General features: G+C 39.4%; 16 protein-coding genes and 1 riboswitch. Of the genes, 15 read left to right on the top strand and 1 reads right to left on the bottom strand.

All coding sequences use genetic code 11. The features are described from left to right. The first annotated feature begins 42 nt into the window (after nucleotides 1-42). Nucleotides 43-483 carry a C-GCAxxG-C-C family protein gene (locus PATL70BA_RS01140; protein WP_125135648.1) on the top strand — a complete coding sequence of 147 codons (441 nt, stop codon included), beginning with the start codon at nucleotides 43-45 and terminating at the stop codon, nucleotides 481-483. A 112-nt stretch (nucleotides 484-595) separates the two neighbouring features. Here the strand turns inward: PATL70BA_RS01140 and PATL70BA_RS01135 are convergent, their stop codons facing one another. After that, nucleotides 596-2,599, bottom strand: coding sequence for a methyl-accepting chemotaxis protein (locus PATL70BA_RS01135; protein ID WP_125135647.1), 2,004 nt, complete (start codon nucleotides 2,597-2,599; stop codon nucleotides 596-598). 247 nt (nucleotides 2,600-2,846) lie between these two features. Beyond that, a riboswitch (cobalamin riboswitch) is annotated at nucleotides 2,847-3,027 on the top strand. A 297-nt stretch (nucleotides 3,028-3,324) separates the two neighbouring features. Here PATL70BA_RS01135 and PATL70BA_RS01130 point away from each other — a divergent pair. Genes PATL70BA_RS01130 through PATL70BA_RS01065 form a run of 14 tightly spaced genes read left to right on the top strand, consistent with a single transcriptional unit; the run spans nucleotide 3,325 to nucleotide 12,892 of the window. Then, nucleotides 3,325-3,684: a sirohydrochlorin chelatase gene (locus PATL70BA_RS01130; RefSeq protein WP_172596050.1), complete on the top strand. Its 360-nt coding sequence runs from the start codon at nucleotides 3,325-3,327 to the stop codon at nucleotides 3,682-3,684. Beyond that, nucleotides 3,684-4,331 carry a precorrin-8X methylmutase gene (locus tag PATL70BA_RS01125; protein ID WP_125135645.1) on the top strand — a complete coding sequence of 216 codons (648 nt, stop codon included), beginning with the start codon at nucleotides 3,684-3,686 and terminating at the stop codon, nucleotides 4,329-4,331. Before PATL70BA_RS01130 ends, PATL70BA_RS01125 begins: the two co-directional genes overlap by 1 nt. Continuing rightward, nucleotides 4,294-5,427: a cobalt-precorrin-5B (C(1))-methyltransferase CbiD gene (gene cbiD / locus PATL70BA_RS01120; protein WP_125135644.1), complete on the top strand. Its 1,134-nt coding sequence runs from the start codon at nucleotides 4,294-4,296 to the stop codon at nucleotides 5,425-5,427. The genes PATL70BA_RS01125 and cbiD overlap by 38 nt, the downstream gene beginning before the upstream one ends. Further along, nucleotides 5,417-6,049 carry a precorrin-6y C5,15-methyltransferase (decarboxylating) subunit CbiE gene (gene cbiE / locus PATL70BA_RS01115; protein WP_125135643.1) on the top strand — a complete coding sequence of 211 codons (633 nt, stop codon included), beginning with the start codon at nucleotides 5,417-5,419 and terminating at the stop codon, nucleotides 6,047-6,049. The genes cbiD and cbiE overlap by 11 nt, the downstream gene beginning before the upstream one ends. Beyond that, entirely contained in the window at nucleotides 6,027-6,614 is a 588-nt protein-coding gene (gene cbiT / locus PATL70BA_RS01110; RefSeq protein ID WP_125135642.1) for a precorrin-6Y C5,15-methyltransferase (decarboxylating) subunit CbiT, read from the top strand. Before cbiE ends, cbiT begins: the two co-directional genes overlap by 23 nt. Then, complete coding sequence (cobI, locus tag PATL70BA_RS01105) at nucleotides 6,593-7,294, top strand: precorrin-2 C(20)-methyltransferase (RefSeq protein ID WP_172596049.1); 702 nt, start codon at nucleotides 6,593-6,595, stop codon at nucleotides 7,292-7,294. The genes cbiT and cobI overlap by 22 nt, the downstream gene beginning before the upstream one ends. Beyond that, nucleotides 7,291-8,040 (top strand): precorrin-4 C(11)-methyltransferase, encoded by a 750-nt coding sequence (cobM, locus tag PATL70BA_RS01100; protein WP_330510137.1) that lies wholly within the window; start codon nucleotides 7,291-7,293, stop codon nucleotides 8,038-8,040. The genes cobI and cobM overlap by 4 nt, the downstream gene beginning before the upstream one ends. Then, the gene (locus PATL70BA_RS01095) at nucleotides 8,024-9,076 is read left to right on the top strand and encodes a cobalt-precorrin 5A hydrolase (protein ID WP_172596048.1); all 1,053 of its coding nucleotides are present in this window, start codon (nucleotides 8,024-8,026) and stop codon (nucleotides 9,074-9,076) included. Before cobM ends, PATL70BA_RS01095 begins: the two co-directional genes overlap by 17 nt. After that, entirely contained in the window at nucleotides 9,073-9,801 is a 729-nt protein-coding gene (gene cobJ, locus PATL70BA_RS01090) for a precorrin-3B C(17)-methyltransferase (RefSeq protein ID WP_125135639.1), read from the top strand. Before PATL70BA_RS01095 ends, cobJ begins: the two co-directional genes overlap by 4 nt. Further along, a complete protein-coding gene (cobK, locus tag PATL70BA_RS01085; protein ID WP_125135638.1) occupies nucleotides 9,798-10,583 on the top strand; it encodes a precorrin-6A reductase in 786 nt (261 codons plus the stop codon). The genes cobJ and cobK overlap by 4 nt, the downstream gene beginning before the upstream one ends. Next, the gene (locus PATL70BA_RS01080) at nucleotides 10,510-11,253 is read left to right on the top strand and encodes an energy-coupling factor ABC transporter permease (RefSeq protein ID WP_125135637.1); all 744 of its coding nucleotides are present in this window, start codon (nucleotides 10,510-10,512) and stop codon (nucleotides 11,251-11,253) included. Before cobK ends, PATL70BA_RS01080 begins: the two co-directional genes overlap by 74 nt. Continuing rightward, a complete protein-coding gene (locus PATL70BA_RS01075; protein ID WP_125135636.1) occupies nucleotides 11,250-11,537 on the top strand; it encodes an energy-coupling factor ABC transporter substrate-binding protein in 288 nt (95 codons plus the stop codon). The genes PATL70BA_RS01080 and PATL70BA_RS01075 overlap by 4 nt, the downstream gene beginning before the upstream one ends. Beyond that, nucleotides 11,521-12,204, top strand: coding sequence for a cobalt ECF transporter T component CbiQ (gene cbiQ / locus PATL70BA_RS01070; protein WP_125135635.1), 684 nt, complete (start codon nucleotides 11,521-11,523; stop codon nucleotides 12,202-12,204). The genes PATL70BA_RS01075 and cbiQ overlap by 17 nt, the downstream gene beginning before the upstream one ends. Continuing rightward, nucleotides 12,179-12,892 carry an energy-coupling factor ABC transporter ATP-binding protein gene (locus PATL70BA_RS01065; protein ID WP_125135634.1) on the top strand — a complete coding sequence of 238 codons (714 nt, stop codon included), beginning with the start codon at nucleotides 12,179-12,181 and terminating at the stop codon, nucleotides 12,890-12,892. Before cbiQ ends, PATL70BA_RS01065 begins: the two co-directional genes overlap by 26 nt. Nucleotides 12,893-12,920 lie beyond the last annotated feature (28 nt).

The following is a 12,920-nucleotide window of genomic DNA, read 5'->3' as shown; positions in this document are numbered from 1 at the left end:
ACGCCGCTTAATTATAATCTTATTAAAAATCAGGAGGACTATATGACAAAAAATGAAAATGCTTTAGAATTATTCGCTTGCGGTTACAATTGTGCCCAATCTGTTCTAGGTGCTTTTTGCGAAGAACTAGGTGTGAACAAAGAGACGGCATTTAAGATTGCCAGTGGTTTTGGTGGTGGTATGCGCCAAGGTGAAGTGTGTGGCGCGGTTACTGGTGCACTAATGGCAATCGGTTTAAAAGAGGGCTTTTATGAAGAAGGTGACGTTACTGGTAAGGCTCATATAGCCGAAAAAATAATAGCTTTTGAAAGCATGTTTGAAGAAAAAAACGGCTCTATACTTTGTAAGACTCTGCTTGGCTACAACCCTTCCATAGAATCTGACCTAAAGATCATTAAAGAAAAAGGACTGTTTACCAGCCTTTGTCCAAAATTCATTGATGATGGTGTATTGATGACGGAAAAAGTACTATTAAATAGGTAGAATAAAAAACGGCATATAAAACATCATATAAAAGAGGCACTAAATACATAATCTAGGATGACTATGCATTTTGTGCCTCCTTTATGATTTTATAATATCGTTTGGTTATAGTTTAAGCTTCAAAATGTTGCATCTCATCAGATAGCTTAAGAATGTCTTCGTTCAGATGTAAGATGGCTTCACTAATTTCTGTGACTCTTGACATCTGCTCCTCCGTTGAAGCGTTGATTTCTTCTGTTGAAGCAGCGGATTCTTGGCTGATGGCCGCCATGGATTCAAGTGAAGTGAGCAGTTCATTTTTAAGTTGTTCAATATTTTTGGTTTCTGTAATGAAGGCATCAATGACACCTTCAACTTTTGTAACACTGGTATCCATGTCATCAAATACAGAAACGGTTTCGTCAAGGTTGAGTTGAGCAGACTCGACAGAATTTTGTGTTTCAACTACGGTTTTACTGGTGCCTTCTACCACATGGATAATGCCTGCTATGATGTCATTGATTTCTTCAGCAGAGCGAGAGGACTGTTCTGCAAGCTTTCTGATTTCATCAGCTACGACTGCAAAACCACGACCGGCTTCTCCGGCACGTGCCGCTTCAATAGAAGCGTTGAGTGCTAATAAATTGGTTTGAGCAGAAATACCTTGAATGGTGACGACGATGTTTTCAATGGCTTGAGAGCTTTTGTTTAGAGTATTAACATTGTTTGCCACATCATTGGTGTTTTGCACCGTGGTTTTAAATACTGTTTGTAAAGTGTTGATTTTTGTACGTCCTAGTGCATTAGAGTTGACCATACCATCTGATTCATTTTTAGCTTCGGATAAACGGTCAAAGATCATATTCACACTATCACCTAATTGTTTACCGGCTATAAGTCGGTCATTTACATTTAAAGCTAGTTCGCTGGCACCATTTGCGATTTCTTCGATGGCTCTGGTTGTTTCATTACTGGAAGTTGTAAGACCATCTACATTATGATTAATGCGCTCTGAAGCACTTGCAACAGATTCGATTCGTTGGGTTGTTTCATGTATGAGGCGTCTTACATTTTCAGTCATTTTGGTAAAATCAAGAGCAAGAGCCCCTATTTCATCTTTTGAGTGATAGTTAACAGAAGCAGTAAAATTACCTTGACCAACTTCATTCATACCTTCTTGAATAAGGCGTATAGGTTTTGAAACCCATTTTCCAATAATCCATTGTATAATCAATACCAGTAAAATAATAGCAACGAGGATACCGATTACATTATTAATAACAGATGCCATGCGAATACGTTCGACTTCGGCCAATGGATAAGTGACAACTAATCTTATACCATCAAGGCTGTGTGACATGGCATAATAGGAGACGCCATCATCATGAATTGTATCAATTGCATCGGGTTGACTAAGTGTACCACTTAACCAAGGAATTTCTTCCACATTCTTACCGACGAAGCTCATATCTTTATGATTGATGATTGTATCATTTTCATCAACAATTAAAGCATAGCCACCTTCACCAACAACCAAACGTTCAATGCTTTTTTGGACATCCAGATTATCCAATAGTTCTTGAACAGCCGTTGGTTCAATACCAATCTGGACCAAGCCGGGTGCATCTATTCTGGAAGCACCAATATACTGAAAAAGTGTGTTGTCTGTTCCACGTGCTTCAGGCGCTTGAGCTAATACGCCATCGGTTTTACCAATTAAGTCTAAAAATGGCAGCGTCTGTTCAGAAGTACTGAAATCAAATCCATAAAAACCTTCAATATTACCATGGGTTAATACACCGGATCCGTCAATTACATGGATTTCTGAGACGTTTAATTGGTTGGCTAAGGCAGACATTCTACCGGTCTCAAGCCATGTTTCATCCTCAGCTATAAGCTGCACAATAGACTTGGTTAAAGCAATATTTTTCTCATCTAGAGCATTTCGGGTTATAGCAACAACTTCCGTTGCAGATTGAATATCACTTTTTATATTGCTGATTTGGTCTTGAAGCTGTAAAGTGACGACAGACTCCATAGCACTATTGGAGGCCAATGTGCTTACAATACCTTGTATACTGATGGCGATAACGATGATGATTCCTGTAATGAGAACAATTTTTCCTTTTAATTTCATAAAATACCTTTCTTATTATAAGGTGTCGAAAATACCTTTTTTTTGTTAGAGGGTTGCGTAGCATTCATTGTTAGAGGATACTCGTAGTGTCGGTGTATGAGGGTATTGTATCATCATTTGTTCGCGCTAACAAGAATTATATATAGATACTACTAATAATAACCATTATGATCGTCAATAAGAATGACAAGAAAAAATCGACATCTTAGCCATTGAATAAAAATGAGGCATATGTTATACTGAAAAAAATTCATATTTGTAGTGCGGTCCTGTTTTTACGACAGGTTAATAGGGAAAAAGGTAGAAGCCTTTGCAGCCCCCGCTACTGTAAGGGAGTACGAAATCTCAAATGCCACTGACTTAGTTGGGAAGGCGAGAAAGTAGGATGATCCCCGAGCCAGGAGACCTGCCACGCTATGTATTTACTTATAATCTTCGGGAGGAGGATTCTGTGAAAATCGCGTGCGATTATTTATAGACCAGTCCAAAGGGACTGGTTTTTTAAATCTCTAGGAAAGACGATGGTATGTTAATGCTTTTAAGCATAGCATTAACTTCAAGGAAGTCTTTCCCGCCGTGAACAATTTGCTTTGAAAAGCGAGGCTTAGCCTCTTCGTTCTAAAGAAATAGATGTTATTTCTAAAAGCATTAAATTCACTTAATCTAAAGAAGATTAAGTGAATTTAATGCTTTTTTTATTTCCAAAAAAGAAAGGGAGAAAAACTATGAAAAAAGGACTAATGATTTTGGCCCATGGAAGTAAAGTCGATGAAACCGATCAAATCATGACCAAGTATTTGGAGGCTGTGTCAGCATCTGTAAATTATGATCAAGTGGAGAAGGCTTATTTGCAGATGATGTTGCCCAGTGTTGAGATGGCCTTTTTGAAGTTTCATGAGATGAATGTAAGAGATTTGACCATATTACCCTTTTTTATTTTTAATGGTAACCATATTCGAATGGACATACCGGCGAAATTAGAAGAAATGACCCAGCTATACCCGGAAGTAAAGATTCGATTACTGGAAAACATCGGATTTGATCAGAAAATGGCAGATTTGATCATTGAAAGAGTGGCGATCTAATGGATTACATAAAAAATCCGGAAACCATTGAAAAAATGAGCTTTGTGATCATCGATGATCAAGTGAAAGCGGATTATGGTGGGTATCCAACAGAAAATCAAATAGAAAAGGCAATTCTGCGAAGGGTTATACATACATCAGCGGATTTTGATTATTTGGATAATTTACATATTTCTAAGGGATTCATTGATCGTACTTTAAAAGCTATAAAAAAGGGACTCACGATTATCACCGATACCAATATGGCTTACAGCGGTATTAATAAAAAGGTCTTAGAAAAGATGGGCTGTCAGATAAGATGTTACATCTCCGAGGACGAAACGGCAAGGTATGCATCCGAAGCCGGTATAACACGATCTATGGCCAGTGTTATAAGAGCAGCAGAAGAAGCCGGTCCTAAGCTCTATGTTTTTGGAAATGCACCAACAGCCCTTTTTAAAACCTTAGAAATCTATGAAAAAAAGGATGAAAATCTAATAGGTATTATTGGGGTGCCGGTTGGTTTTGTCGGAGCAGCCGAATCGAAAGAAGTTTTGATGACTTCTAACATACCTTCTATAACAGCAAGAGGTAGGAAGGGCGGAAGCAATGTAGCGGCGGCCATTGTAAATGCCATTTTATATGAAGCAGACCATCGCTATGGATAAGATGCAAGTTATCCTAGAAGGCAAAATCTATAGAAGAGGCTTTACCACTGGGACCACTGCTGCTGCTGCTGCAAAGGCAGCTGCCATGTACTGGAAAACGGGCAAGATACCTAAAGTTGTTGAAGTCACACTTCCAAGTAATGAAATGGTCAGACTAAAGGTTGAAGAAGCTTGGATTAAGGGACATGCTTACTGTGCATCTGTTGTCAAAGATGGTGGTGATGACATAGATGTAACCAACGGTTTAATCCTATCTGCCGAAGTTGTTGTACTTGGCCAAAGTAAGAGCTTAGACATTCAGGTTCTAGGTGGTGTTGGGGTTGGGATTATTACAAAAAATGGCTTACAAAGAAACATCGGCGAGCCAGCCATCAATCCGGTGCCCCTTAAGATGATTGAAGAAGGGATTAAAGAAATATTAGGTAATGGCTATCAAGTGGAAGTGACCATACATGTGCCAAAAGGCGAAGAAGTGGCAAAACGTACCTTTAACCCTAGGCTGGGTGTTGAAGGTGGTATTTCGATTATTGGTTCTACAGGTATCGTAGAGCCTATGAGTGAAGAAGCTTGGAAAAAATCACTGGAAATTGAACTTTCCCAAAAAGTGAATTTAGGACAGAAAAAAATCGTTATGGTACCAGGCAACCACGGTGAAAAGTTTGCCATGGCATCACTAAATTATAGCAAAGACCAGATTGTCATGATGAGCAATTTTGTCGGACATATGTTAATGGAAGCTTGCAGATTGGGTGTTGAAGAGGTCATTCTTGTGGGACATATTGGAAAACTCATTAAGATTGCCGGTGGCAATTTTCATACCCATAACCGGGTTTCAGATGGAAGAATGGATGTACTTTGTAACCATTTGGCTAAAATTAGAGGGGATTATAATCTGATTGATCAAGTACGAGAAAGCAACACAACAGACGAAGCGGTGGCATTGATTGATGAAGCCGGACTTGAAGCTGTTTATGAGAGCATTGCTAGGGTGATAAAAGAAAAGGCAGAGCATTATACATATGACCAATTGAAGGTAGAAGTTGCACTATATAATATGAAAGGTAGGCTGCTGGCCAAAACGATGAATGATGATTAATGTGGTAGGCATCGGACCGGGAAAAGCATCCGGATTAACAATTGAAGCACAGGATAGGATTAAAAAAGGTCAGTGCGTCATCGGCACAAAAAGACAACTGGCTTCAACGGGGATGAACATTATAAAACCTATTGTCTATTCCGGCAGGATGGAAGATTTGGAAGCCAAGATTAAAGAGCAGCTTATTCTAAATCAATCAGATGAAGTTGTTGTATTGGCCAGTGGGGACCCTTCTATATATGGTTTGTCAAAATGCTTGATGGACTTATTTGGTAAAGACGCTGTTCATGTAACAGCTGGCATCAGTGCCATACAGTACTTGTTTGCTAGAATCAAGTTGGACATGAATGATCTATATATAACCAGCGCTCACGGAAAACGTCCGGATTTTGATCTGCTTTTTAAAATGCCAAAGGTAGCTCTTGTTACGGACGGTTCTATAGGACCCTATGAGATTGGACAAGAAGCTATATTAAGAGGTTTTAACCCTAGAATGATCATTGGCGAGAATCTGTCCTATGATGACGAAAGCATTCAAGAAACAGATGCAAAAACGATAACAAGAAAAAAATATGAAATGAATGTGGTGATATTACTTAATGATGGATCAAGACTTTATTAGAGACAAAGTCCCTATGACGAAAATGGAAGTAAGGGCGGTGACTTTAGCCTATTTACAACTTGAAGCGGGGCACACATTTTTGGACATTGGGGCCGGTACCGGTTCTATTACCGTTGAAGCGGCTAGAAATAACAGACAGTTGAAAGTATTTGCTATTGAAAAGAACCCCTTGGCCCTTGAGCTGATTGATTTGAATCTAAGAAAATACGGCTTAAAAGAGGTGGCACTTATATCAGGGGTAGCACCTCTTGATATAGGCCAGGTACCACCTTGTGACCGGGTTTTTATTGGCGGTACCGGTGGCCATATGAAAGAGATTATTGACTGGCTTACCAAAGAAATACTTACAGACGAAGCGGTCTTGGTGATGAATGTGATAACGATTGAGAACCTGAATGAAGGGATGAAAGCCTTATATGACTATGGCTTTGTGGAGGTTGAAGGCAGTAGCTTATCAAGTGCCAGACTCAGCTTACTTGGCGATTTGCATTATTTTAGACCAGAGAACCCATGCTATATATTAAAAGGTGTTTGGAGGAAAAAATGTCAGAATTCATTGGAATAGGTGTCGGACCGGGAGATCCTGAACTCCTAACTTTAAAAGCGGTTAAAGCGCTTCAACAACTGGATATACTTATTGTACCTTATGGTCGTCTTAAAGGGGAAAGTGAGGCTTTAAAGATCGTAGAAGGCTATTTGAAAAAAGATATTCATATCCTTCCTAAACATTTTCCCATGGTACAAGATGAAGCAGAACTTTCACCAGCGATCGAGACCATATCATTAGAAATCAAAGGCTATATAGAACAAGGTCATAGAGTAGGTTTCATTACCATTGGTGATCCTATGTTATACAGTACCTATATCTACTTGCTGAAATATCTTTTGTATCAAGTCCCTGTTAAGACCCTACCAGGGATAGCTTCATACAGTGCTATAGCCTCCGGTCTTAATCGACCATTGGCTGAAGGGAATACGCCTTTATTCATATACCCCTGTAACGGGAAAATAGAAGCGATTGAGAAAGTTGTATTAGACCATGACAGCATCGTCCTTATGAAAGTATATAAGCAATTTGATGCCATCATTAAGATGCTTAGGACACATGACTTAATGCCCTTTAGCCTTATTGTTTCTAATTATGGAAAAGAAAACCAAGTGATTTATCATCCTGATGATCTATTTACCCATGAAAAAATCAGTTATTTTACAACCATTATTATTAATAAGGGGTGGCAATTATGAAAGTATTATTTGTAGGTGCAGGACCGGGGGATAAGGAACTGATTACCCTCAAAGGTTATAAGGCCTTAAAAGAAGCCGATATGGTTATTTGGGCCGGTTCTTTGGTCAATGAAGCATTGCTTGAATATTGTAAGGCGGATGTAGAAATACATAACAGTGCCCTCATGCATATGGAGGAAATCCTAACAACCTGTGCTAAGGGTGTTAGAGCGGGTAAAAAAGTAGTGCGCTTGCACACCGGTGATTTCTCCATATACGGCTCTTTAAGAGAACAAATAGAAGGTTTACAAGCACTTGGCATTGAATATGAACTGATACCCGGTGTCAGCAGTTTTTTGGGTGCAGCTTCTTCTTTGGGGGTGGAATATACCGTACCTGAAGTGTCACAAAGTCTGATTATTACAAGACGTGGCGGAAGAACCCCAGTACCGGAGAAAGAGTCATTAAAAGCCTTTGCACAGCATGGGACCTCTATGGTGATTTTCCTATCTTCTACCTATGTAGATGAAGTCTGTAAGGAACTGATTGAAGGCGGCTATGATGGTGGCACGCCAGCAGCCATAGTCTTTAAAGCAACTTGGCAGGATGAAGAGATTATTCGAGGCACACTTATGACCCTACCGGCCCTTGCCAAAGAAAAAAACATTCATAAAATGTCCCTCATCATGGTTGGCGACTTTTTGGGCCATGAATTTAATCCGTCAAAGCTTTATCAAAAGGATTTTAAGCATGAATACAGAACTTAAAACAAATCATAAACAAGACAATAATACCGTAATATTATCCTTGACCCCAAAAGGCGATTTACTGAACCATCGACTTAAGGGCGACCACTATACCAGTAAAATTATTAAAGAACACGGTGGTATTATGGCCTGTGTAAAGGCATGCTTTAACCAGGTGACCTGTATGGTCTTTATCTGTGCAACGGGTATCGCTGTTAGAGCCATTGGCAAGCTCATAGAAGATAAGTACAAAGACCCAGCGGTCTTAGTCATAGATGAGGAAGGTCGTTATGTCATCAGCTTACTGTCCGGACATCTGGGGGGTGGCAATGCTTACGCAAAAGAGATTGGTAAACTTATTAACGCAGATCCGATCATCACCACCTCGACAGATGTAAATGATGTCGGGAGTTTGGATTTGCTGCTTCAAGCGTGTCATTGTGATGTACCTAAATATAGAGACAACATTTTAAAAATCAATATGGCCCTTATAAAAGGTGATTCGATTGGCCTTTACTGTGATATTGGACCTGGTGATACAAGTTTAGCGCCTAATTTAAATGGGTTTACACTAGTCGAGGATTTTCAGACTTTTATTGAGATGTCAGCAGATTATAAAGTCTATATTGGTTATGATACGAGGCAGATTAATAAACTGAGTCAAATGGATCTCTTTTTTATTCCAAAAGTCTTATGCCTTGGAACAGGGACAAGAAAAAACTTAGATACTAGTGTCTATTTTCATGAAATAGCCACCTACCTTAAGGGCGTACATGTCCATCCATCGGCTATAGCCCTCTTAACCAGTGTGGAGATAAAAAGCCAGGAACCTTGCTTGGAAGCCTTGTGTCAGGCGTGGTCACTAGAATCACTTTTCTTTACCGTGCAAGATTTGGAAAGTGTTCATAATGAATTTGATAAATCAGAATGGGTGCTTAAGACCCTAGGTATAGGATCTGTTGCAGGACCATCCGCTTGGCTAGCATCAAAAGGTAATATGATACATGATGGTAGTAAAATGAAAGGCAGTACCTTTGCCCTTGGGAGGATTGTATGATAAAAGTTGTAGGTATTGGGTCCGGACAAGTAAAGAATTTAACGTTAGAAGCCATTGAAGCCATTAAAACAGCAGAGGTGATTGTCGGATATCGTACGTATATAGAGTGGATTCAACCACTGATCGACCAAAATAGCAAAGCTCAGAAAATAATAACAACAGGTATGACCGGTGAAGTAAAACGTTGTCAAGCGGCCCTTGAAGCCTCCAGAAAGGGAGAAAATGTTGTGGTGATCAGTAGCGGAGATTCAGGCATCTATGGCATGGCCGGACTCATTTATGAACTTTCAGATTCTGAAGATGAGATTCGTGTCATCCCTGGTGTTACCTCATCGAGTATAGCAGCAGCAACTCTTGGAGCGCCATTGATGCATGATTTTGTTTCCATAAGTTTGAGTGATTTGATGACAACCTATGATCTGATTATGAAAAGGGTGCGTCTGGCTGCTGAAGGTGATTTCGTCATATGTCTATATAATCCAAGAAGCAAAGGCCGTCCACATCATTTAGAAGACGCCCTTAAAATTATCAAAGACATACAAGGTGATGATTTGGTGGTTGGAAGGGTTACTGATGCTGGGCGCGAGGAGGAAGAGGTAGCATATTCGACTTTAAAAGAATTTGACGTTCAGGATGTGAACATGCGTACTATGGTTATAATCGGTAATCAAAACACCCATATGCACCATGGAAAAATGGTCACACCTAGGGGGTATCGCTTGTGATCTATGTGATTGGTGGCACCCATGAGTGTCGTCAAATATGTGAAATACTAAAGCACCATCATCTACCTTTTATATTAAGTGTGGCTACAAAACTGGGAGAAGACACCTATGGTCACTATGCAGACAGGCTCATTGTAAAAAGACTGGATGCCGTGTCTATGGATGCTTTAATTCGAGCAGAAAAAATTAACTGGGTAATTGATGCTTCCCATCCACATGCAGTTCTTGTCAGTCAACAGGCCATAGAGGCAGCAAAAGCCACCGGTACCACCTATACACGTTTTGTTAGAAAAACACAAGAGGATGCCGCTTCTTATGGCAAGTTCTTTGAGAATGAAGAAGAAGCCTTGAACTATTTATCAGGTCAACAAGGGCAAATCATGGTGACCGGAAGTAAAACACTAGAAGAGGCCATTAAAGTCCTTGGTCTAGAACGCATCGTAGCAAGGGTGGTACCTTCAACAGAAAGTTTGCATCAATGCGAACATCTGGGACTTAAACCCAATCAAATTATCGCATTACTGGGTCCTTTTAGTGTTGAAATGAACAGGTTACTACTTAAGACTTATCATATTTCTTATTTGATGTTTAAGGAGGGCGGGGAAGGCAGTGGTTATATTGAGAAGTTAAAAGCTTGTCAACTAGAAAAGGTGAAGGCTATTGTAGTGAAAGTACCATATATAAATTATAGGGAGGTAACGGAATCTTATGAAGCATTATTGGAGAAAATCAAGGATTATTACAATCGTCATGTTGCTCATGATAACAGTAGCTGTAAATGAGGTACATGCTATGCATATCATGGAAGGGTTTTTACCGAAAGCATACGCACTTTTTTGGTGGGTCTTGTATATGCCCTTTCTAATTATGGGCATGATGAAACTAAAAAAAGGTCTTGGGAAAGGTCATGATAACAAGCTACTTATTGGTTTGGTTGCTGCCTTTACTTTTTGTATTTCTGCCCTAAAAATCCCTTCAGTGGTTGGCAGTTGCTCTCATCCCACAGGAATTGGACTGGGTGCTATTTTATTTGGTCCACTTATGATGGCTTTTATTGCTGCGATTGTTTTGTTGCTTCAGGCGCTTCTTCTTTCACATGGCGGTATTACTACTTTGGGAGCCAATGGATTTTCTATGGGTGTTGTAGGTCCTTTTGCTGCATTCTTCGCTTATAAACTTGCTATAAAGTCCGGTCTATCAAAAAGAGTTGCCATCTTTATTGCAGCTTTTTCCAGTAATTTCTTGACCTACGTTATGACGTCTGTTCAACTGGGTACAGCTTTTTCGGGACAAGAAGGGGTTATGATTTCTACCTTAAAATACTTAAGTATTTTTAGTCTGACTCAGTTACCAATAGCCATATTAGAAGGGTTTCTAACGGTTATTATTTTCAATCTACTTTGGGAAAATAAAGAACAGATTCATCTTGTGGGAATGGAGGAATTAATATGAAATCAAAACAAAACTTGGTTTTAATAGGTATGGTTATTTTACTGGCTATAATACCCCTAATCATCAATCCAAATAGTGAATATGGTGGTGCAGATGGTGCAGCACAAGATCAAATCTTACTTGAACACCCGGATTATGAACCCTGGTTTACACCTTTGTTTGAACCTGCCAGTGGAGAAATTGAAAGCTTTTTCTTCTCTATGCAAGCGGCGATTGGTGCCGGTTTCATTGCTTATTATTTTGGTAGGATGAAGGGAAGACAGGATCATGCTAAGAATAGATAGGATCATAGAAAGCAATCCATTTAAGCACATACCTTATAGAATTAGGATTGGTATGTCTTTATTTCTATTATTATGGTCTCAATGGATGAATCAGACCTATATATATGGCCCGTTATTAATCATCATATCCATTATGACTATTATTAGCACTTGCAAACATATGAAAAGTTTTGTTCATATATGGTTTCTGTCACTTATCTTTTTAGTTCCTAGTCTACTCGGGGTGATATTAGTAACCAGGGTACAAGGGCAGGAGGTTTTGATGACCATTGGACAAGCCTCTCCTTGGCTCTATATAACACGTGAAAGCTTATGGATGGGGATTGAAGTCATGATCAGGGTGATGAGCTCCTTTTCAATCATGCTTTTTCTGATCCTGACTACTTCCATATGGGAAATTGGTCGTTTTTTAAGGTGGGTTAAAGTACCTAAACTATTTGTCGAAATACTGCTTCTGACCTATCGATTTCTTTTTCTAATCTATGAAGAAGGGATGGATATGATTATGGCTCAAGAATTAAGAAGTGGCTATTATGGCGTTGGAAATGCATTTAAAAGCTTGTCGCTTTTACTTGGGCAATTATTCTTAAATACCATTATTAGAGCCCAAGAAATGGAAGAAGGTCTGCAGATGCGCCTCTATGAAGGAGAGTATTTATATGGTTGAATGTAAGAACTTAAGTTATGTTTATGCCGATGGAACAAAGGCCCTTAGTGATTTGGATTTTTCAACCCAAAAAGGTCGAATTATCGGTGTTATAGGTTCTAATGGTGCCGGTAAATCGACTTTGTTTAAGTGCCTAACAGGTTTTTTAAAACCCAATACCGGTCATTTGACCTATAATCATCAACCCATAAAATATGACAAAAAAAGTCTTCAAGCCCTACGTATGAAAATAAACATTGTATTACAAGGTGCGGAAAAACAGATTTTTCTTCCAAGTGTCAAAGACGACATTGCATTTGGTCCAAGAAACCTTAGGATGTCCTCTGAGATTATAGAAAGACGTATTATAGAAGCCATAGAAGCAACAGCCTTAGAAAGCTGCAAAGATAAGCTGATACACAACTTAAGTTATGGACAAAAGAAAAGAGTGGCCATTGCTGGTGTATTAGCACTAAGTCCGGAAGTCATTATCTTTGATGAGCCGGAAGCCGGACTGGATCCTTATATGAAACAACAAATGGTACTTTTGATTAAGGCTTTATCCAAATCAGGGAAAACCATCATTATGGCCAGCCACAATATGGATTTTATTTACGAGACCTGTGATTATGTCTACCTTTTGAAAAAGGGGCATTTGTTAGCAGAGGGATGCCTAAGGATGTTTTGGGTCATCATGATCTCATGGTAGCAGCGGATATGGAGATGCCTTGGGTGCT

It is taken from the genome of Petrocella atlantisensis, assembly GCF_900538275.1.
Lineage (GTDB): Bacteria > Bacillota > Clostridia > Lachnospirales > Vallitaleaceae > Petrocella > Petrocella atlantisensis.
This window is presented reverse-complemented; position numbering and strand designations above follow the sequence as displayed.